Below are 21598 nucleotides of genomic sequence, written 5' to 3' on the forward strand. Positions count from 1 at the left end.
CCGCTTCTCTGTTTCTCCGCAGTGGCCTTTGTTCTACCGCTTAAACTTAAAACAGATGGAACGCGTCCCAGTTGGGGACGCCGACGCTGACGCCGAAGCGCCATTCCTTGCGGTCGGTGTAGACGGCGTACAGTTTGCCGTCGATGAGACGGCGCGGCGCACAGAGCGCGACGCCGACTTCCCACGGCCGGGCGATCTCCGCACCGTCGCTGCCCCAAGCGTACCCCTGGCCGCCGAAGATCTCGGCGATGACGTTGCCGAAGATGGTCTGCGACAGCGGGTAGCGCAGCTTGGCGCGCCACCAGGCAAAGCGCTCGGCCTCGATGGGGTGCTCCGCCAGGCTGTACAGTTCTTCGCGGGCGCCAAGATAGGCGCTGAACAGGCGCTTATCGTCCATGTCGCCTTCCGCGAAGCCGCCCTGGAGCTCAGCCATGAGTTTCGAGCTGATACGGCGGCGCCCTGTGAGGCTGAGCCGCATCAGCATGGTCCCCGTCTCGGAAGGCCACATCGAGCGCGCGTTCAGCAGCCACCCGTTGACCGGATCGTCGGGATTGTCCATCAGGTTGAACGTCGCTTCGAGGAACGGCGCCACGTAGTTGGCGCTTTCGCCTCCTTCCACGCGACGCGCGGCCGTGGCCGACACGCCGGCGGAAAGGCGCAGACGTTCGTGCAACGTAAAGTGACGCTGCACGTCGAAGTTGTAGCGCTGCCATTCAAGCGGAGCGCCGGACGCGTCGATCCTGAAATGAGACGCCGACAGGCCCGCCTCCCAGAAGGAGCTGTGCGACACATCCATATCCCAGAAATAGTTGAAATCCGCGCCCCAGCGCTGGCCAAGGTAGAAGCTCGACTGCAGCGTGTCGCCGGGCGTGAACAAATCGTAACGACGGCTGCCGATCACCAGCCATCCCATGTCGCTGTAGGTACTGGCATAGCCGCCGAGCGAATAGCGGTGTGCGGGAAAACGCTGCACCTTGAGCAGCACGATGACGCCGCGCTCGGTATTCAGCAGATCGTAATCGACGCTGCGGACGTCCTCGCGCTTGGCGATGTTGGCGCTGGCAGCGACGATCTCCTTCATGGGCACGGGGCGCCCCAGCCAGACCTTGAGCAGCTCCCGTTCTATCTCCTTGCCCATTTTCTCGGGCACTCCCACGACATGCACGCCCATCACATGAGGCGGCTTGGGCGGCGCCAGTTCCTTTTCCTTCACGGGGCGCCGCGGCGCTTTCTTCAACAGCGCGCGGATCTGCGGCAAAGCCTTGACGGCAGCGTCGCGCCCCTGCTGAATAATCTCGACGGCAGGCGAGGTGCCGAGGATGGGGTACTCCTTCACGCCGGGACTGATCACCAAATCGGCCAACGTCGCCTCGCGGCGCACATTCTGCATGGTGAGAATGGTGATGGACTGGCTGACCACGTCGAACACGGTGCTCAGCTTTTCGCGCGGCTCCAGCTCGCTGGTGAGGTTGACGGCGATCACGGGATAGCCGGGGAACAGCTCTTTGGCCGTCTCCACCGGCATGTTGGAGACCATGCCGCCGTCGACGAGCAGGCGGCCGTTGATTTCCCACGGGTCGAACACGCCGGGAATGGACATGGAAGCGCGCACAGCCGAAGCCAGAGAGCCGCGGCGCAGCACCACTTTCTCGCCGCTGACAAGATCGGTGGCAACAGCCGCAAACGGTATGGGCAGACGACGGAAATCGGTCACGGTCACGTGGGAAAGCAGCTGAGCGATGTACTCGAGCACGCTCGTGCCGGCAACGAATCCCAGCGGTCCCGCCACTTTGTTGTGAGCGTCGGTGTAGATTTCCGGACGGATCATGCTGATGTCGCGCGTAGCTTTGTCGGAAAGGTTGAAATAATTGCCGCCGCTCGCCGTGACCAGTTCGCCGAGATTGACGTCCATGACGATTCGTTCCAGCTCCGCCGGCGTTCTGCCGCTGGCATAGAGACTGCCGACGATGGCCCCCATGCTGGTGCCGACGATGCCGGCGACGCCGACGCCTTCCTTTTCCAGTTCCCGAAGCACGCCGATGTGAGCGTACCCCTTAATGCCGCCGCCGGACAGCGCCAGGACCACGTACGGTTTGTCTTCCGCGCCGGCCGGCGCCGCGCAGAATGCCAGCGCTGCCAGCAGCCACCGCCATATTTTCTTCATGCCTCAGCGCCTCCTCACGGAATCATGGTCCGCCGCTTTTTCTGTCCGAAAATTCAACTGCCGGATGGCGAGATCTGTTTTCACCCACCGGTCAAAAACAGGAGCGAAGATGTCTGTTTATTTTAGACGAGCCAACGCCGCTTGGCAAGTTTTTACCTCGATTTTCACCGATCGCGCGCGTTCTGCACGTTCGGAAAAGTTTTTTATTTCCGTCTGTCATTTCGCGGTCAGAGCGGTAAAATAAGGTCGTTTTGGCCAACGTCCTTTTGCGTTCGGCACATTTTCCGAGGTGATCCGATGAACGAAAACAATTCAACGTTGCGGCGCTATCTGCCAATGACGCTCGTGCTGCTGATCTGGGGTTTTATGAACGTGCCGGCCACTTATGCGCTGCGTGAGATGCCGCCGCTGGAATTGCTGCTTTTGCGCACGGCTATCGCCGTCGTCATCCTTGCCCCGCTGGCGTACGGCCGTGAGCGGCGTTTGCTGCCGGACCGCGGCGATCTGGCGATTTCCGTGCTGATGGGCATTTCCGGGGTACTGCTCAACAACCTCTGCTTTTTCTATGCGATCAAGTTCACGTCGTTGACAAACATCGCCATCATCTTCGCCACGTCGCCGCTGATCACGACCATCCTGGCCGCCGTTTTCCTCGGCGAAAGGCTGACGCCGCGGCGCGTCTGCGGCATCGTTCTCGCGCTGAGCGGGGCGGTCTGTCTGCTCTGCAAGGGCGACCTGTCGCTGCTGGCCAATCTGTCGCTGAACAAAGGCGACCTGATGGAATTTTGCGCCTCGTTCTGTTGCTCGGTGATGACCGTGCTGGGCAAAAAGATCGCAAAATCCTCGCCGATCGTGGTGACACTGTGCAACATGGCCGCGTCCTGCGTGCTGACCGCGGCGCTCATCGCCGTCGTTGGGCAGCCGATGAACCTGGCGCTGTCGGGGCGCGCCCTGGCCGGTACGCTGTACATCGGCATTCTCGGTTCGAGCTGCGCGTACGTGCTTCAGCAAATATCAATCCAGCGCATCGGCGCGGGCGCGACGGGAGCGTTCCTCAACGGCTCGCCGGTCGTCAGCATTTTCGCCGCCATGGTCTTTATGGGAGAATCGCTCTCCATGATCCAGATCGTCTGCGCCGCCGTGATCTTCGCGGGGATCTTCCTCAACGCCGGGAGAGAAAGAAAATCAGGCAGCGCCGATTCGCAGATGAAAAGGGCAGACAGCGCCTCGTAAGTTTCGTCCCCTCAAACGCGCGCCCTGCGTTTTTCCCGTTCCTGCAAGACGTCGGGCGGAAACGGAGCGCCGCTCCGCAAGCTTCTGAAAGAGGCCGTTCACCATATTGGCCACGGCCTCCGGGAGAAAACGTCTCGCCTCTTGATTCTACTGCGTTGTTCAGGGCACAGGTTGCCATTCTGAAGAAATATAGTAAAATGTCGTCGTAGCATCCGAAAGAATGCCACAAATTTAAAAGAGGAGCTGTGACCCAAGATGAAAAAAATGATTCTTCTCATTCTTCTAATTGCCGCGTGTGTGCTGGGATATTGCTATTACAAGGGGACAGGCCCATTCGAGAAAGCGCCTGACGGAAACGTACAGATCAAGCAGGAAATGAAGGACAAGGCAACCGAGATCAAGGACAAGGTCGTCGAAAAAGCTGAAGAAGTCAAAGAGAAAGCTGCGGAACTCACCGACAAAGCGGTCGAGAAAGCCGAAGAAATCAAGGATAAAGTGATGGACTCCATGGCCGACAAGAAAGAGGAACCCGCTCCTGCCGCAAAGTAACGTTGACTTCAATCACAAACTTCAATTGAAAATGCCGTGCCTCTATGCGGCCATGCCGCATAAAAACGCGCGCCATGCGATTCCATGCAGTCTTTGCTGCGCCTTCGGCGCTATAAAAGCGGCAGAAAATCTTCGGCCTTTTTCACGGAGGCCGGTATAAACGCGCGAAAAGAAGAGCCTGTCTCTAAATCCCATAGAAGGGAGAAGAGACAGGCTCCTTTAATCGGCTCTTCGAGGCGTCTGCGCAAGCTTGCAGACATCGCGTTGCAGGAGACTTCTGAGCTGCCGATGAAGATGCGGGGTGACGATCTCTCGGAGAAACTGCATTTGCCAGAGCCCTCGCCAGCGTCTCGGGCTTCAACTCACGCGACCGTGCGAGGGGCGTGACGATCCCCTCCTGCGTTCAATCCGATTTCGGCGATGTTTCAATTCACGCGCCCCACGAGGGGCGCGACATTTCATCTGTCAAAGCGTCTCGCGGAATGCCTTGTTTCAATTCACGCGCCCCACGAGGGGCGCGACGAGCAGGAGCCGAAAACGCTGACGTCCAAAGACCTGTTTCAATTCACGCGCCCCACGAGGGGCGCGACCATGTTCCTTGCCGCCGCCGGTTTCCAGCTGCTTGTTTCAATTCACGCGCCCCACGAGGGGCACGACGTAAATGCCGTTTGCATAACGATTCATGGCGACTGTTTCAATTCACGCGCCCCACGAGGGGCGCGACAACATCCGGGCGCAACGTTGTAATCGTGTATTGATGTTTCAATTCACGCGCCCCACGAGGGGCGCGACACATCAAAGAAAGAACGCCGCGCGGGATCGCTTCGGTTTCAATTCACGCGCCCCACGAGGGGCGCGACGGATGCCCATGGCCGTGGGGTCTGCGACGCGCACGTTTCAATTCACGCGCCCCACGAGGGGCGCGACAACCGTCGTGCACGAAATCGCGTACCATTTCATGATGTTTCAATTCACGCGCCCCACGAGGGGCGCGACACGAAACGCCATGTCAACGTATGTAAATCTGACACGTTTCAATTCACGCGCCCCACGAGGGGCGCGACATTGTCCGTGCGCCGCCGCGCTTGCCGCGTCCGGGTTTCAATTCACGCGCCCCACGAGGGGCGCGACGTTTACGACGAGCTGCAGCAAGACCGCGCCGTCGTGTTTCAATTCACGCGCCCCACGAGGGGCGCGACAAAGCCTGCCATATGATTTACTCTCCTTTACCGGGGTTTCAATTCACGCGCCCCACGAGGGGCGCGACCCGTCGTTCCATGTGCGCGCCAGGCGGGTGTTGACGTTTCAATTCACGCGCCCCACGAGGGGCGCGACTTTCAAGAGTCGCGCGACGTTCCGCCTGGTCGGGGTTTCAATTCACGCGCCCCACGAGGGGCGCGACAACGGGACTTTCGTCGTTTACGATCAGCACTGCGGTTTCAATTCACGCGCCCCACGAGGGGCGCGACCGCAGAGGACGGTGCAAGGCGCCCCGTCCTCCATGTTTCAATTCACGCGCCCCACGAGGGGCGCGACGTCGTGCTCGGCACGCGGGCGGCGTTCCTGCTGATGTTTCAATTCACGCGCCCCACGAGGGGCGCGACGGGATCGACGTGCAGTTCGACCGAGAACGACATCTTGTTTCAATTCACGCGCCCCACGAGGGGCGCGACCAGGCGGCGCTGCCCTACGACTCCGGCGCGGAGACGGTTTCAATTCACGCGCCCCACGAGGGGCGCGACCGGCGACGATGAACTTGTTTCCCGGCGTCGGGATGTTTCAATTCACGCGCCCCACGAGGGGCGCGACTGACCATAGTATAACACAGCCTCCAATTCGAAGGAGGTTTCAATTCACGCGCCCCACGAGGGGCGCGACATACTGTTCGACTGTAGCTCAGTGTCTGCGAGGTGTTTCAATTCACGCGCCCCACGAGGGGCGCGACAGGCGAATGCAAAGTGCCATGCGTATTTTACAAAGGTTTCAATTCACGCGCCCCACGAGGGGCGCGACCGGCCCCGATGGTCGAGGCGGCGGTCAGCGCGATTGTTTCAATTCACGCGCCCCACGAGGGGCGCGACTCGCCGCTCGGTTTTACGATCGTGTTCTCTTTGATCTTGATTGTTTCAATTCACGCGCCCCACGAGGGGCGCGACGACAATGGCAAGGTATTGCGAGATAAAGACGGGAAGTTTCAATTCACGCGCCCCACGAGGGGCGCGACCCCCCGCGCTTGCCCTTCCCTTGTCGCTTCTTTCATGGTTTCAATTCACGCGCCCCACGAGGGGCGCGACCCGACGACGACGGGCTTGCCCACCGCGCATACCCAAGTTTCAATTCACGCGCCCCACGAGGGGCGCGACTTTCAGTGGCTGGTCTGCGTGGAGGACGGGAAATGGGTTTCAATTCACGCGCCCCACGAGGGGCGCGACTATTCGCGCCAGCCGCTGCGGCTTCAATAGCAGAGTTTCAATTCACGCGCCCCACGAGGGGCGCGACGTCAAGGCGGGCGGCGTCACGGTCGAGGCGGATCAGTTTCAATTCACGCGCCCCACGAGGGGCGCGACGAGCACCCAGGCGGGGTTGTCCGTCCAGGCAAGCTTGTTTCAATTCACGCGCCCCACGAGGGGCGCGACGACCGTCAGGTCGTTGCCGTTGTAACCATCGCTCTCGTTTCAATTCACGCGCCCCACGAGGGGCGCGACTGTCCGCATGGTCGAATAGTTAACTGCTAACATGGCGTTTCAATTCACGCGCCCCACGAGGGGCGCGACGGCTTCCTGCTTGTTGACGGCAACGCTGTCGACCATGTTTCAATTCACGCGCCCCACGAGGGGCGCGACAACATCAGCACGCTGACAAGCGATTTTTGAGATGTGTTTCAATTCACGCGCCCCACGAGGGGCGCGACCATTTCTCGCGGGGCTTGGCGAGGATGATCTAAAAGTTTCAATTCACGCGCCCCACGAGGGGCGCGACGATGATGACCGGTTTGTCGAGTGCGCACACGAAAGTTTCAATTCACGCGCCCCACGAGGGGCGCGACTCAAGGACTACTGCGACGCCGCAGTCAACAACGATGTTTCAATTCACGCGCCCCACGAGGGGCGCGACAGTATTGTTTGGCATCGTAATCACATAGTTCCCTGTTTCAATTCACGCGCCCCACGAGGGGCGCGACCCGTGCCGTGGCAGTCGTCGCATTCGCGCTTTTCGGTTTCAATTCACGCGCCCCACGAGGGGCGCGACAGTGGTACATTTGATGCTGATATTTCTCTGCTTCTTCGGAGAGATATTCGCGGAGCCCGCCACAGATCATATTTCATGGCGTCTTTTGTCACTCCATTTCAGATGAATCGCTGCATTTCCATGGGGCGCGGCAACCTCGAAGATTGTATTACGTTTTTTCAGGCAACTGAGTGGTTTTACATGTGCTTACGGAGAAAACGTTTTTTGCGCGCTTGAGGTTCGCGCTCACAGGAGCGGAGCTCACTCTGGAGCGGAACTTTTTTCGATAGGTTCGTTCTGGCTGCGATTTTGCCGCTTTGGCAGGCCCCCTTCTTTGCATAAGGACGTTCAGGGGAACGGCGCCGTTGTCCTGAATGGTGAGGCCAGCTTTTCTTTAGCTGACGGCGACGATCTTTTTCACTTCGGTCAGAGGCTGTCCGTCGAGCATGACGCAGTAATCGCCGAAAGAGCGGGGAGTTGAAGCGTCATTATTTTTCCTGCAAACGACGCGCTCGAACAGACTTTCCGCCGAAGCGTTGCCAAGCGGGCTGCCGTGTTTGAAGATTACAAGGCGCCTGGCGGTCATCAGGCCACGGGCGGCGGAACGGTCATATTCGAACATGTTGAGCAGTGCTTCCCAGAAAAGTTCGAGATCCTCTTCGGAAAATCCCGTTTGAGCCGCCAGCTGCGGCGAAACGAAGCCGCGCGCGCAGTACAGGGCGTAGGGAACGGTGTACTTGCGCCCCATGGTACGCTCTTTGTCGACATCCTTTTCGTTGGTGACGGCCATGCGGGTGATGCTGTGCTCGGCGACGACGATCGGATCGTACGAACGGGAAAAGGTCAGCTGGATGGGGCCGCGCACCTGCCCGGCGCTCATCTTCAAATTCTTGCCGCCATTCTTATCTTTCGTGTTATCCTTGCTCTTTTCATCTTCCTTGTTTTCTTTATCGCTCTTACTGTCTCCTGTGCTGAGCACAGCACCGAAGGTGCGGATATCGTAATAACGCTTACACAGACGCTTACGAGCCTCATCTTCAACCTTCTGAGTTTCTTTTGCAGCTTTGACTTCTTTCGGCGTTCTGCCACCAGAAGCTCCCTTCCACTCCTCCTCGATCATATTGTTGAGAACAGCCTTTTCCTTCACAAAAATGTCATAGCCTTCCCGTCCGCCCTGAGTCAGCATCACATAGTTGCGGACCTTTCTTTTCAGGCAGACGTCGGTGACGAGGCCGTAACCGGTTTCGAGGTCCATGCGCGGCTGGTTGCCGAGGTCGGGATCGCCGTTGGGGTTGCCGTCCTGTACGTCATAGAGAAGCACGAACTCATAACGATTTTTAAGCTCAGACATGGGTGTTTTCCTCCTTATTCTTCTTCGTTCTGTAAGCTGATTTCAGCCACGTCAGCTTCAGTGCCCTCTTTTTTTGTAAAAAGCGCTTGACGCTGATGGTAATAGCCGAGGGCGAAAGCGCCCTGCCGGATAATGTCGAGGCGGAGCGGAAAATGGTCGTTCATCAGCGACAGGATCTCGGCCAGCATCTGATTGTAATGAATCTGCGAGCCCATGCCGAGCTTTCTCAGATGGAAGCGCTCCATCCGCAGCAAGCGGGGGATCACCGCCGCCGGCGTGGACGAAGCGGCGCCGTAATAGCGGTCGCCGATCGTCGCGTTGATTCCAGGCAAGGCGTCCTGCTGGATTTTTTCGATGACGGCAAAAAGACGGCCCAGCACGTACCCTTCGTTTCTGTTTTCCACATCCAGGGACATTGTAAAATTCTCCTTTCCCAGTTCATAGCGATTTCTTTGCGCCCAGCGGTTGAGACTGCCCTTGACCACGGCGGCCCACTCGTCGCGCATGCGGCGCTCGGCGCGGGCGCGACCGATCACCCTTTGATACAGCGTCATCGGATAACAGGAGCCGCCGACGACGCTGTCAAGCAGCGAACCGCTCAGGTTCGGCGGCAGTTTGTCCACTTTGCCGTCCAGCGTCGTCGAACGCAGGATTTCGTAGAGCGTAAACGAGGGACGTTCTCTCTTGCTGTTCATGACCGTAAAATCTTCAATGTGTTTTTGCAGGTTCCGCTTGAACTCTTTGATCGTCCCCGTCCTCCACAGTCGCACGGAGATCCGCGCGCTGTTCGGCGAAAGGCCCAAAAGATAAAAGCGTCCGTCCTCGGCGGCAAAGTCGATGCCCTGCCGCAGGTTTTCGAAATAAGCTCTGACTTTTTCGGCGCCTTTGTCGGGATCGTCCTCTTTCGGAACGCCGACGACCGTCGCGCGCAGGAACGACGCAAACGAGTCCTCGTCGTCCGGCGGCGCGACGTCTTTCTGCCCCTCCGGCGGCATGGTCCAGAACACGTAGCTGTCGCCCGCCAGATAAAAAGAGTTCCGCTCCGAAGCCAGCATCCCGTTGAGCGCCGTGGCATATTCGAAGGCCGCCTGCTGCGAGACGGGCGCGTTCAGTCCTTGTTCCTTAAAATAAGAGTCGTAGCCGGACGATTTCTGAAATCCCACCAGCTTTCCCGTCGCCTGTCCGCCGCGGATCGGCGTCTGCGGATGGAGCACCGCCAGCGGACCGGTCTCGCCGGTGATCAGGCAGCGCCCGAGCCGGACGTCCTCCGCGGCGCCGTGCTTTTCTGAAGCCAGATCGAGGATTTCCGGCAGGGCCGCCACGGGGCGCGAGTCGCCGCTGAGGCGAAACGACATTTTGCAGCCGGGGATCGACGCGCAGTCTTTCCACTTCGGATCCTGAGCGACCTTTTCTCTTTCGTTTCCATCATAAAACGCCACAACGGCCGCGACGGCCTTCTTCGTTTCCGGCTCTTTGACCCGGGGTTCCACGGACTTGACGCGCCGGGTAAAAAATTCCAGCTTGTTGGCGGCCGTTTCGCGATCGGATTCGCCGTCGGACTTGGGATGACCGAGGACAAAATCGACGCTGTCCCACATCAGGCACGGTTTCTCGTAGGCTTTCTTCCCCGAGCGGATCTCCGCCTGCGGCAGCGTGTAGATTTTTCCTCTTTTCCCTTCGCGCAGGTCCACCAGCTGGCGGAACTTGCCTTGGTCCGAAATCTCCACAAGGAACTTCAGCTCGACTTCCGCGCAACCAAGCTTCTGCCCGCGCCCCAGCGCTTCCTGGCGTTTCTGGTACTGGTAGAGCGCCTGCAGGATCATCGCAGGATCGCCTCGCTTTCAGCGTCGGGCAGCATGATGATGCCGTTTTCCATTTTTGCCCGGAAAAACATGGGCTGGGGATTTTTCAGATCGGAAAAGTCCATGTCGTAGAGCATGATGCCAAAATCCCGGCTCTCGGCGATCGGGCGCGGCGCCTCGCGTTTTGCATCTTCGACCAGACGGAACGACGCGCAGGAGAACTCGCGGCAGCCGAGATACGGACGGTTGAAATACTGCCCCTTCGCGGCCCGCCGCGCAAAAATGCCGTAGTACTTGCCGGGATTCTCGTCGCCTCGCAGAAGCCGTTCCTCCTCGCGCTCGCGGACAGCTTCCGACAGTTCCCCGTAGACGCACGGCCGCTCGCGTGGCGGGACGAACTCCAGCTCCGCGTAGAGCCGGTAGGCGACGTCGCGCAGGATCATGCCGGCCTTTTGCTGGCGGCAGTCTTCGATAAACAAGCCGCTACCGCGCGGGCTGATCGTCGCGCCGACTTCGTTGCGTCGCACCGAGAACCAGCGGATCGGGTTCAGCACGTCGATGCGCTTCATGCGCCAGCGGATCGCCGGCTTCCAAAAGATCGCCGTAAAGATCCCCCGCGCCGCCGAGGGCGTGATCACGTCGTAACTGACGCGTTCCACCTTCAGTTCGGGCCTGGTGAAGCAGGCCCATTCGCCGCTCACTTCAAGACAGAACTCTTTGTTGAAATGCTCCACTCCGTTGCACACCTCCTTGTTCGTTTACAGGCCGATAAACACGTTGGCCGCGTTGTCTGCGGCAAAATCGAGATTGAGACCGAATTTTGGACTGTAAAGCTCCGGCAGCGTTTGGTAATAGAACCCCTCCCGCGGCGTGGCCGCGATGACGCCCTTTTGCAGCAGCGCGCCGGCGTCGTTAAGGGAAATGTTCACGCTGTAGCGCTGAAGACGGCGCATCAGCGCGCGTTCGGGGCCGCTTTTCAGCAACCGGTCGATCAGCGCCTGGCCGTCGGCGCCCGTCTCTTCGTTCTGGTAGGCGACGAAAACGGAGATCTGGTTCTCCTCGTCGATAAGACGGAACTTCCGATCGAACGTGCGGAACCAGAATTTGAACTCCGGCGCGCCGTCGAGCAGGCGCTCCCTGAACCCCGCGCCGTCGAAGCTGTTGACGTCAGCGTAATAGCGCCTGAAATACCGCGAGATCGCGTCCCGGTCGAAGATATCGAGATTTTTGTCGTCCATCAGCATCGACTTCAGCGTCTCTTCGCCCTTGAGCAGCAGACCGCGCGGCGAAGGCTTTTCCGGCATGAACAGATACAGACGCCCCGGTTCGGCCAGCAGCCCTTCGCGGTTGCAGCGCCCCGCCGCCTGCACGGCGGAATCCAGACCGCAGGCGGCGCGGTACACCGCGGGAAAATCGAGGTTGACACCGGCTTCGATCAGCTGGGTGCTGATGACCCGGATCGGCTCTTTCGTTCCCTTCAGTCTGGACTTTATCAGGGCGATCTTGTCCGAGCGGTGTTCGGCGCACATGCAGGCGGAAAGATGGAACAGATCTTCCGGCGCCAGCTTGTTCAGCTCGTCGTACAGCGCGCGGCAGTCCCTACGGCGATTGACCACCGCCAGCGCCCGCGGCTCCGCGGCGAGATCCCGAGCCAGATCGGGCCAGCCGACGGGTTTTGCCAGATCGTATCTGGAAACGCGCTCGACCCGCTTGAGAACGGAAAACAGTTTCGGCACGTCGCCGACGATCTCGCGCGGCTCCGGCAGCCCGTCGAAAGCGTTTCTCCCTTCGGCGAAACGACCGCTCAGCGCCGGCTGCGTCGCCGTGCACAACAGGACGGTAACGCCGAAATGCCTGACCAAAGACTTCAGAACCGACAATACCGGCCGCAGGTGAGGCAGCGGCAGCATCTGCGCCTCGTCAAGCACGATAACGCTGCCGGCGACGTGGTGCAGTTTGCGGCAGCGCGAGGTCTTACTGCCAAGCAACGACTCAAAAAGCTGCACGTTCGTCGTCACCACCACCGGGCTCTCCCAATTTTCCGCCGCAAGCGCCGAGCGGCGCGTCTCCTCCTGCGGATCGAGATTGGAATGGTGCTCGAGGACGTTTTCCGCCAGCGCGCTTCCCAGCGCCTTTTTCAGATCGGCCGCTGTCTGCTCGATGATACTGGTATAAGGGATCGCGATAATAACGCGCTTTTTGCCCCAGCGCAGCGCGTGCTTCAGCGCGAAGGCAAAGGAAGCGAACGTCTTGCCGCCGCCGGTCGGCACCGTCAGCGAGAAAAACCCTGGATGCTGCTCCGCGGCCGCCAGACAATCATTCAGAACGTTCTGCCGACAACGGTTCACCGGCGTATCCGCCGCAGATTCGGACAGCTTTTTCATGAAAAGGGCAAATGCCTTTTCGAGCTCCGCAAGCGTCGCATAACCGCCGCGGTCCTGCGCCCGTTCCGGCGTCATGAAGGATTCCGTGTCGAGGAAATCCGCGTCGGTCAGGCACGAAAACAGCATCCTCACCCAGAGATGGAAATTTTCGCTCTCGCCCAGATAATTTTCCGCCGTCAGCCCCAGAAAAGACTTTGGCAACGGCGGCTGGCAATGCAGCATCGAAGGGGTAAAATTGATCTGGGAATCCCCTTCCCCCAGATATTGTCCAATCCCTTCGACAACTTTCGTCTCATAGGCTTCTTGGAACCGGCTGACCAGCGCCGAGCGCCCGTCGCCGTCCCAGTCGGCAAGGCCAGCGTGATGCCCGGCGATCGCATAGGCCAACGCCCAGGCACACGCCGCAGGCACGTCCATCGGATCTTCGCGGCTGCGAAAATCACAAACGGCCGCCACGGCGCCGGCGACGCTGTGCTGGGGCGCGCTGCCGCCATCGCCGTCGAGCTTCTGCGCAAGCTCCGGTTCGCAGCCGCTGTCGTCTTTCAAATGTTTCTGCCAAGCCGGCGACGCCTTCCCGAGATCGTGCAGCCGGCCGGCAATGCGCCCCCAATCCTCCGAAGCGAACGCGCCGGCAAAATCCGCCGCCAGTCGCGAGACCGCCTCGAGATGCCCGATAAGCGTCTGCTTTTCCCACGAACCATCCTCGTTTTCTCTGACATGAGCAAGAGGAACCAACGCATCACCTTCATTTCGATCGCTTTTTAACAACATTTAAATTATACCAAAAAACATTATTCAAAGAGTTCCACGTTCTATCGTCTAAAAAATATTTTCCAGCAGAAAAATAACAAAAGAATGCAGCAAAATATTTCATTGTTGATGAAGAAATGGATCATAGCCTCCGCAAAAGTTCCTTCGGGTATAATAAAAAAATCCGCCGCGGTTCGCTGACGGATTCAGCGAAAATCATCAAAACCGACAGAGAGGATGAACAGCGATGCATCCGCTCCTCCACTTCAAAACGATCACGCGGCACAAGCTGCTGGTGATGAAATTCTGTTTCCGCCTCGGACTGTACCGGCAAGGCCTGCTGCACGACCTGTCGAAGTACGCGCCCGTCGAATTTTTCGTGGGCGCCAGGTATTACCAAGGCACGTGCAGCCCCAACAACGCCGAGCGCCTCGACAAGGGATACAGCGCGGCGTGGCTGCACCACAAGGGACGCAACAAGCACCATTTCGAATACTGGATCGACTACGCCGTCGGCGACGACGCAAACGGCGAAGCTCAGCCGATGTGCGGCATGGAGATGCCGCGGAAGTACGTAGCGGAGATGTTCTGCGACCGCGTCGCCGCCAGCATGACCTATCTCGGCGAAAAATACACCGACGCCGCGCCATGGGAGTATTACGAAAAGTTCAAGAGCCATTACCTCATCCACCCCAACACGGCGGCGCTGCTCGAAGAGGCGCTGCGCGTCCTGAAAGACGAGGGCGAGTCGCGCGCGTTCGACTGGGTGCATACGCATATTCTGCACGGGAGAAAGGCGCCCCGCCGCGGAAAAGGACGGACCGAATGAATTCAAACGGAGAACCGTCGGTCATGCGCCGCCAACAGCCATGTTCCACGTGGAACATTCCACGAAAATCAAAAAGATCTCCGTTTCCGAAGCGATCGTTCGGGAACGGAGATCTTTTTTGCGCGAATTATTCTGCGGCCAGCGTTTCGTTCATGCTGCCGGTGCGGTAGCCCTGCAGATCGAGCGCGGCGTAGCTGAAGCCGATCTTTTTGAACTCGGCGGCGAGTCGCGCGCGGTTTTGCATGATCAGGGGGAACTGTTCGGGCAGCGCCTCGATGCGGGCCACGTCGCCGTGAACGCGCACGCGCATCTGCGAGAGTCCAAGGTCGAGGAGCAGCTGTTCGGCCCGCTCCACCATGTTCAGTCTTTCTTCGGTGATCGGTTCGCCGTAGACGAAGCGCGAGGCGAGGCAGGCGAAGGACGGTTTGTCCCACGTCGACAGCCCCAGCTCTTTGGAAAGCGCGCGGATCTCCGCTTTGTACAGCCCGGCTTCGCGCAGCGGGCTTGCGACGCCTAGTTCGGCGACGGCCTGCAGGCCGGGACGGTAATCGCCCAGGTCGTCCATGTTGCTGCCCTCGGCGACGCAATCGAAGCCGAGCGACGCGGCCAGCGCGGTCATTTTCTCGAACAGAGAGCGTTTGCACAGATAACAGCGGTTGCGCGGGTTTTCGCGAATGCCGGGAACGCTCAGTTCGTCGCAGACGCAGATCTCGTGGCGGATGCCCTCGCGCGCGCAGAATTCGCTGGCTTCGTCGCGCTCGCGCCGGGGGAAAAAGCAGGACTGCGCGGTAATGGCGAGGACGCGGTCGCCCAGCGCCTCGCGGGCGGCCTTCAAGAGAAACGTCGAATCGACGCCGCCGGAAAAGGCCACGGCGACGCCGCCAAGTCCGCGCAGACAATCTTTGAGCCGTTCGTACTTTTCGTGAAGCTGATCCATGAAGCAATTCCTTTCAGGCGTTTACTCGCTTTCGCCGAGGAAGGCGCGCACGCAGTTGGCGGCTTCGAAATCCTTTTTGCCCATGCCGTAGCCGATGGACGAAACGGTCATCACGGGCATGGGACGAAAATCGGAGACAAAGTGTCTGAGCAGCGCCGCGCCGGTGGGCGTGCACAGTTCGCCGTTCTCGTGGCCGCCGTATATGGGCACGCCGCGCAGGATCAGAGCGGTCGCCGGCGCGGGCACGGGCATGACGCCATGGGCGCAGTGCACGTGCCCACTGCCGACGTTGACGGCGGAAGCGAGCACGCGGCGCGGCGCCAGATCCTCCATCAGCGTGCAGACGGCAGCGATGTCGGCGACGGCGTCCAGGGCGCCTACTTCGTGGAAGTGGATCTCCGTCACCGGCACGCCGTGAACGGCGCTCTCGGCCGCGGCGATGATCTTGTACACTTCGAGAACCTGCGCGCGCACGCTCTCGGAAACGTTCAGACCGTTGATGACGGTCTCGATGTCGGCCATGCCGCGGTGAACGTGACGATGTCCGTGGTCGTGATCGTGACTGTGTTCGTGTCCGCCATGCTCGTGGCGGCAACCGCGGCCGCAATGCTCGTGATGATGTTCGTGCCCATCGGCGCCCTCTTCCTCGCCGTCGACCGTGACCGTCATCTGCGTGCCGGTGATGCCGCACTTGACGCCCTTCGCCGCGGCAAAACGCACGCCGGGCACGCCGAGCGCGTTCAGCTTCGCGAGCGCCGCCTCCCGGTCGGGCGTCAGTTCCAGCAATGCGGCCGTCAGCATGTCGCCGGCCGCGCCCATCGCGCAGTCGAAATAAATCGTTTTCATTTTTTGACCTCCATATGATTGACCATGCTGGCAAAATAGCCCGCGCCGAAACCGTTGTCGATGTTCACGACCGTAACGCCGCTGGCGCAGGAATTGAGCATCGAGAGCAGGGCGGAAACGCCGCCGAATGACGCGCCGTAGCCCACGCTCGTCGGCACGGCGACGACGGGACAGTCGACCAGCCCGCCGATGACGCTGGCCAGCGCCCCCTCCATGCCGGCCACGGCGATAATGACGCTGGCGCTCATCAGATCGTCGAGATGCGACAGCGTGCGGTGCAGTCCGGCCACGCCCACGTCGTACAGGCGCAGCACGTCGTTGCCCAGCATCTGCGCCGTCAGCGCCGCCTCCTCGGCGACGGGGACGTCGCTCGTGCCGCCGGTGGCGACGACGACGCGGCCGATGCCGTCGGGCTTCGGAAAGCCGCCGACGAGCCCGAGCCGCGCCTCGGCATGATATTCGATCGGGAAGGCGGCGTTCACCTCTCGCGCCGCTTCCGGCGACAGGCGCGTGATGATCGCGTTGTTCTGCCCGTGACGGGCCATGACGCCGAGAATGGTGACGACCTGCCGCGGCGTTTTGCCCGCGCCGTAGATCACTTCCGCCGCGCCCTGCCGCACCGGACGGTGCAGGTCCACCTTGGCGAAACCGATGTCCTCGAACGGCGCTTCTTTCAGGGCCAGCAGCGCCTGCTCCACCGGCACCGCACCGTCGCGCACGCCTTCGAGCAGTTTTTTGATTGAAGTTTTCATCCCGTCACTCCTCGATTCACCGCCGCTTCACCGCAAATACGGCGCAGAGTCAGTATATTGTACCCCATGAAGTTCATTTCAGGTCAAAAAAGCTCCCCGCGCCGAAATGCTCCGACCACGGGAAGCCCGAAAATTTCGCTTTTTCAAATACCGCCGGCGCCAGAACCGTCCTTTTTGGTCAGCTCAGCCAGCTTGCGCCCGTCAAGATAGGCGAGGATCATCGAGTCAAGTTCCTGCCACATCGGCAGCGTGCGGCATTCTTCGCGGCGGCCGCACTTTTCGCCGTGCTCCGCCAGACAGCTCACCGTCGCCAGCGCAGGCTCGGTCAGACGCAGGATGTGCCCCACCGTCAACTCCTTCGGCGCAATGGCCAGTTTGTAGCCGCCGCCTTTGCCGCGCATGCCGGTAAGGATCTTGCCGCGCACCAGCGACTTGAGAATGGCCTCCAGATATTTTTCGGAAATCTGCTGGCGCTCGGCGATCGCCCGCAGCGGCACATAATCCCCAGTCTGATGCTCGGCCAGATCGATCAGCACGCGCAGAGCGTAACGCCCCTTCGTCGAAACAAGCATATGATATTTCTCCCTCGTCCACGATAAAACCCCGTTCGATGTCAGCGCTATTATACATCAACTCACGAATCCGCACTCGCCCGTCCGCGACGGACGGTAAAAAAGCACTTGCTTTTTTCGGATTTCGTGCTTAAATAATCCCAACAACTTCACAACGCCAAACCGAAGAAGCGGAGATAAAACCGCAGCGCGCGCTCACAGAGAGCCGGGGCAGCTGAGATCCCGGCAGAAATGCGGCTCGGACAAATGGACCGCCGAGGGCGGACCCCAACGGCGAGAGATCGCCCAGTAGGGCCCGACGGGAGCTCCCGTAACAGAGCGGGGATGTGTTGGCATCCCGCGAGCGGCCTTTTTCGCGAAAGGCAATCAAGGTGGCACCGCAGGCCTTTTTTCGAGACCTGTCCTTGAACGTATCCGTTCAGGGGCAGGCCTCGTTTTTTGAAAGGAGGAAAGGCGCTGCCCCGGCATTACGCGTCGGCCGTTGTGAATTTTGCCGTTCCCGAAAAAATCATTTTCGAAAGAGAGGTTTTTGTCATGATCATGAAAAAGCTCTTCACGGCCTGCATCCTGATGGCCCTGTGCGCCTCCGCGGCTCTGGCCGCTCCGAAGTTCAGCGTCGGCATCGTCCAGTTGGTCGAACATCCTTCGCTCGACGAAGTGCGTCTCGCCATCCTCGACGAACTGAACGCGGCCGGCTACGGCCCCGACGTGGTCGAAATCGACTATCAAAATGGACAGAACTCGCCGGCGCTGATCAGCACCATCTGCCAGAAGTTCGTTGCCCGCGAAGTGAACGTCATCGTGCCCATCGCCACGCCCACCGCACAGGGCGCCGCTGCGGCCACGGAAACGATCCCCGTGATCTTCGCCGCCATCTCCGACCCTGTCGCCGCCGGTCTGGTAAAGGATCCCGCTCATCCCGACGGCAACGTCACCGGCGTCAGCGACGCCATTCACCCCAGCAACGTGCTTGACCTCGCCGAAGAGCTCACGCCCGGCCTGAAGAACTACGGCGTCGTCTACAACACCGCCGAAGCCAACTCCACCAACACGGCGCGCAAGGCCGAGGCCGAGATGGCGAAGCGCGGCATCGCCTTCCGCGAAGCGATCGTCTCCACCGCCGCCGAGGTCGTCCCCGCCGTCAACTCGCTGATGGGCAAGGTTGACGCCATTTACGTGCCCGACGACAACACCACCGCTCTGGCCATGCCGCTGCTGTCGCAGGTAGCCATAGAGCACAAGGTCCCCGTCTACGCCGCGGTAGACTCGCTCGTGCGCGACGGCGGTCTGGCCACGAGCGGGATCAATTACACGAATCTGGGACGCCAGGCGGGGCAGATGATCATCCGCGTGCTGAACGGCGCGAAGATCGCCGACACGCCCGTGGAAGTGCTGCACGAAGTCTCCGTCGTGGTCAACAAGGAAACGGCCGCCGCGATCGGCGTCGACGTGTCCAAGTACGCCCAATAGCCTGACGGGGCTTTTGTCTTCATGAGTCTTCTTCTCGTTCGCGGCGCCGTCGAGCAGGGGCTGATCTACAGCCTTGTGGCGCTGGGACTGTACCTTTCCTTCCGCACGCTGAACATCGCCGACATGACTGTCGACGGCAGCTACACGTTGGGGGCGGCCGTCTCGGCGGCGCTGACGGCGGCGGGACACCCGTTTTGGGCGCTGTTCTGCGCCGTGCTGGCCGGCGCGGGAGCCGGACTGGTCTCGGCTTTTTTGCAGACGAAGCTGAAGATCCAGTCGATCCTCGCCGGCATCGTCACGATGACGGCGCTTTACTCGGTCAACCTGCGCGTCATGGGCGGCCGCGCCAATCTGACGCTGCTGCGTCTGGACACCGTATTTTCCCTGCTGAAATCCGTCCTGCCGCGTGCCGTTCAGCCTTGGGCGCGCCTGCTGATCGCCGCGGGCGCAGCCGTAATCGTGGGACTTCTGCTCGTGTTTTTTCTGCGCACGCGGCTGGGACTTTCGATCCGCGCCACCGGCGACAATCCGCGCATGGTCAGCGCCTCGTCCATCAATCCGCAGTACACGATCACCATCGGCCTGTGCCTGGGCAACGCCATGCCGGCCCTGTCCGGCGCGCTGATCGCCCAATACCAGCAGTTCTGCGACATCACCATGGGCACGGGCATGGTCGTCATCGGCCTCGCTTCGCTGATCATCGGCGAGGTGCTCACCGGCGCCATGCGCTGGCCGTCGGTGCGCCGCGGCGTTTTTGCGGCGCTGCTGGGCGGCGCCGTGTACTGGCTCATCATCGCCGGCGCCATTTCCTCGTCGGTGTCGGCCAACGACCTCAAGCTGCTCTCGGCGCTGATCGTGGCGGCGGCCATCTCCTGGCCGGTGCTGGTGTCGCGCGTGAAGTTCGCGCTGCGGAAGAAGGCGAACCGCCGATGCTGACGCTCGCCAGGATCAGCAAGACCTTCGACCCCGGCACAGCCGGCGAGAAGAAGGTGCTGGAGGACTTCTCGCTGCATCTCGACCGCGGCGAGTTCGTGACCGTCATCGGCTCCAACGGCGCCGGCAAATCGACGATCATCAACGCCGTCAGCGGCGCTTTTTACGTGGACAGCGGCCGCATCATGCTCGACGGGCAGGACGTCACGTTCATGAAGGATTACCGGCGCGCCCATTTCATCGGCCGTCTGTTTCAGGATCCGATGCAGGGAACGGCGCCGTCGATGTCGGTGGAGGAAAACCTTTCGCTGGCCTTCATCCGCAACGACGAGCACGTCTCGCCGTTCGGCCTGTCGGCGCGCGAGAAAAAATATCTGCGCGACCGCGTCGCCACGCTCGGTCTGGGGCTGGAAAATCGCATGAACGCGCGCGTCGGCACGCTCTCGGGCGGCCAACGCCAGGCATTGACGCTGCTGATGGCGACGCTGGTGACGCCGAAGCTGCTGATGCTCGACGAACACACGGCGGCGCTCGACCCGGCCACGGCGGAGAAGGTGCTGGCGCTGACGAAGAGCATCGTCGCCGAAAACAAGCTGACCTGCATGATGATCACGCACAATATCAGTTCGGCGCTGGCGCTCGGCTCGCGCACGATCATGATGGACAACGGCCGCATTCTCTTCGATCTGCGCGGCGAGGAGCGCGCCCGCATGACCGTGCCCGCGCTTCTGGACCGCTTCAAAGAAGCGGTGCAGAAGAATCTGGACAACGACCGCATGCTGCTCAGCTGAAATCAAACGCAAAGAAATCCGCCGGACGCCTCCAAAAAAACGGAGCGTCCGGCGGATTTCTTTTGCCGCCTTATGAACCGGCAAAAAAGCGGCTATTTCTTTTTGACGTCGACAAATTCTACCTTGAGCGCCATGCCCAGCCCCTTGGCAAGATTGTTGAGCGTCCGTAGCGACGGATTGCCGCGCCCGTTCTCGAGACGGCTGATGTCGGGCTGCGTGATGCCCGTCATCTCGGCAAGCTGCTTCTGCGTGACGTTCTTCTTGCGGCGGGCCTCGATCAGAGTCTTGATGACCTGATACTCGGGATCGTAAGCGTCCCACTTCGCTTTGTACTCGGGATCGCGAAGCTTCTTCTCCAGTTTCTTTTTGAAATCGTTCATCGCGGAATCTCTCCCCCTGTCGAAAATGGCAAAAAATTATTTACACAGAAACATTTTACACTGCATTACACGAACACTCCCCGGCTCCCCCGTACTTCAAGACTAGGAATTCCCCCACGCCGCCTCGACTCCGAGCGTATCGCACGATTCCTACCTTGACAGCAAAATAATTTGAACACGCACTTATTTTCTTGGTTATTATATGGAATCGTTCTTATAGTGTCAATAGGCTTTACAATTTTCGGATCCCAATGCATCAGCCTGAAATTCTTCAAGGTAAATGCAACCCAACATCCGGTACCCCGTTGCATTAAATCTGAATTAAAAGAAGCTTGCATTTAGTCTGAATTGATGAAAGACCTTTCTTACGAGACAACAGATCTCGGAAAGGAGTTCATCATCATGAACAAACATTTGACTCTGGCTGAAAGAAAAGCCATTGAAAGCGCCCTCAACCGGCGAGAATCTCTCAGAAGTATTGCCTCAACAGTTCTGAAGTCGCCGAGTACGATCTCCAGAGAGATCAGAAAACATGCAGAGACTGTCTTCAAAGGCTGTTATGGCCGGACAGCAAACTGCTGCCTTCACCGGTATGACTGCTCCGTTACTTCCCTTTGTAACACCTCT

General features: G+C 60.0%; 17 protein-coding genes and 1 CRISPR repeat array. Of the genes, 7 read left to right on the forward strand and 10 right to left on the reverse strand.

Features of this window, described 5'->3' with window-relative positions; translation table 11 throughout:
* Positions 1 to 46 precede the first annotated feature (46 nt).
* Positions 47 to 2164, reverse strand: coding sequence for a patatin-like phospholipase family protein (locus B0D78_RS04690; RefSeq protein WP_078015832.1), 2118 nt, complete (start codon positions 2162 to 2164; stop codon positions 47 to 49).
* Positions 2165 to 2461: 297 nt separating this feature from the next.
* On the opposite strand from B0D78_RS04690, the gene B0D78_RS04695 reads away from it, so the two are divergent.
* Together B0D78_RS04695 and B0D78_RS04700 are read left to right on the forward strand one after the other, a co-directional pair.
* A complete protein-coding gene (locus B0D78_RS04695; RefSeq protein ID WP_078015833.1) occupies positions 2462 to 3397 on the forward strand; it encodes a DMT family transporter in 936 nt (311 codons plus the stop codon).
* Positions 3398 to 3652: 255 nt separating this feature from the next.
* A complete protein-coding gene (locus B0D78_RS04700) occupies positions 3653 to 3946 on the forward strand; it encodes a YtxH domain-containing protein (RefSeq protein WP_078015834.1) in 294 nt (97 codons plus the stop codon).
* Positions 3947 to 4368: 422 nt separating this feature from the next.
* A CRISPR array of direct repeats spans positions 4369 to 7195; the repeat unit is 33 nt; unit sequence GTTTCAATTCACGCGCCCCACGAGGGGCGCGAC.
* Positions 7196 to 7568: 373 nt separating this feature from the next.
* Here the strand turns inward: B0D78_RS04700 and cas7c are convergent.
* The 4 genes from cas7c to B0D78_RS04720 are packed head-to-tail and all read right to left on the reverse strand — an operon-like array spanning position 7569 to position 13482.
* Entirely contained in the window at positions 7569 to 8525 is a 957-nt protein-coding gene (cas7c, locus tag B0D78_RS04705) for a type I-C CRISPR-associated protein Cas7/Csd2 (RefSeq protein ID WP_078015835.1), read from the reverse strand.
* Positions 8526 to 8539: 14 nt separating this feature from the next.
* Complete coding sequence (cas8c, locus tag B0D78_RS04710; protein WP_078015836.1) at positions 8540 to 10348, reverse strand: type I-C CRISPR-associated protein Cas8c/Csd1; 1809 nt, start codon at positions 10346 to 10348, stop codon at positions 8540 to 8542.
* Positions 10345 to 11061: a type I-C CRISPR-associated protein Cas5c gene (cas5c, locus tag B0D78_RS04715; RefSeq protein ID WP_078015837.1), complete on the reverse strand. Its 717-nt coding sequence runs from the start codon at positions 11059 to 11061 to the stop codon at positions 10345 to 10347. Before cas5c ends, cas8c begins: the two co-directional genes overlap by 4 nt.
* Positions 11062 to 11085: 24 nt before the next feature.
* Entirely contained in the window at positions 11086 to 13482 is a 2397-nt protein-coding gene (locus B0D78_RS04720; protein ID WP_078015838.1) for a CRISPR-associated helicase/endonuclease Cas3, read from the reverse strand.
* A 226-nt stretch (positions 13483 to 13708) separates the two neighbouring features.
* On the opposite strand from B0D78_RS04720, the gene B0D78_RS04725 reads away from it, so the two are divergent.
* Positions 13709 to 14290 (forward strand): DUF5662 family protein, encoded by a 582-nt coding sequence (locus tag B0D78_RS04725; RefSeq protein ID WP_078015839.1) that lies wholly within the window; start codon positions 13709 to 13711, stop codon positions 14288 to 14290.
* A 127-nt stretch (positions 14291 to 14417) separates the two neighbouring features.
* Here the strand turns inward: B0D78_RS04725 and larE are convergent, their stop codons facing one another.
* The 4 genes from larE to B0D78_RS04745 form a co-directional block, all read right to left on the reverse strand.
* Complete coding sequence (larE, locus tag B0D78_RS04730) at positions 14418 to 15227, reverse strand: ATP-dependent sacrificial sulfur transferase LarE (protein WP_078015840.1); 810 nt, start codon at positions 15225 to 15227, stop codon at positions 14418 to 14420.
* A gap of 21 nt (positions 15228 to 15248) precedes the next feature.
* Positions 15249 to 16073 (reverse strand): LarC family nickel insertion protein, encoded by an 825-nt coding sequence (locus B0D78_RS04735; RefSeq protein ID WP_078015841.1) that lies wholly within the window; start codon positions 16071 to 16073, stop codon positions 15249 to 15251.
* Complete coding sequence (larB, locus tag B0D78_RS04740; protein WP_078015842.1) at positions 16070 to 16825, reverse strand: nickel pincer cofactor biosynthesis protein LarB; 756 nt, start codon at positions 16823 to 16825, stop codon at positions 16070 to 16072. Before larB ends, B0D78_RS04735 begins: the two co-directional genes overlap by 4 nt.
* A gap of 143 nt (positions 16826 to 16968) precedes the next feature.
* On the reverse strand, positions 16969 to 17397 hold the full coding sequence (locus B0D78_RS04745; protein ID WP_078015843.1) for an RrF2 family transcriptional regulator: 429 nt from the start codon (positions 17395 to 17397) through the stop codon (positions 16969 to 16971).
* A gap of 540 nt (positions 17398 to 17937) precedes the next feature.
* On the opposite strand from B0D78_RS04745, the gene B0D78_RS04750 reads away from it, so the two are divergent.
* From B0D78_RS04750 to B0D78_RS04760, 3 genes are read left to right on the forward strand one after another with little or no spacing between them, the layout of a single operon-like run.
* Positions 17938 to 18867, forward strand: coding sequence for an ABC transporter substrate-binding protein (locus tag B0D78_RS04750; RefSeq protein ID WP_168170009.1), 930 nt, complete (start codon positions 17938 to 17940; stop codon positions 18865 to 18867).
* Positions 18868 to 18888: 21 nt separating this feature from the next.
* Positions 18889 to 19803: an ABC transporter permease gene (locus B0D78_RS04755; protein ID WP_078015844.1), complete on the forward strand. Its 915-nt coding sequence runs from the start codon at positions 18889 to 18891 to the stop codon at positions 19801 to 19803.
* A complete protein-coding gene (locus B0D78_RS04760) occupies positions 19797 to 20591 on the forward strand; it encodes an ABC transporter ATP-binding protein (RefSeq protein WP_078015845.1) in 795 nt (264 codons plus the stop codon). Before B0D78_RS04755 ends, B0D78_RS04760 begins: the two co-directional genes overlap by 7 nt.
* Before the next feature lie 92 nt (positions 20592 to 20683).
* Here the strand turns inward: B0D78_RS04760 and B0D78_RS04765 are convergent, their stop codons facing one another.
* A complete protein-coding gene (locus tag B0D78_RS04765) occupies positions 20684 to 20971 on the reverse strand; it encodes a helix-turn-helix domain-containing protein (RefSeq protein ID WP_009163915.1) in 288 nt (95 codons plus the stop codon).
* A 351-nt stretch (positions 20972 to 21322) separates the two neighbouring features.
* On the opposite strand from B0D78_RS04765, the gene B0D78_RS04770 reads away from it, so the two are divergent.
* Positions 21323 to 21598, forward strand: a 276-nt coding sequence (locus B0D78_RS04770; protein WP_143521727.1) for a helix-turn-helix domain-containing protein, incomplete at its 3' end; no start/stop codon positions are given.

Source organism: Pyramidobacter sp. C12-8, assembly GCF_002007215.1.
GTDB lineage: Bacteria > Synergistota > Synergistia > Synergistales > Dethiosulfovibrionaceae > Pyramidobacter.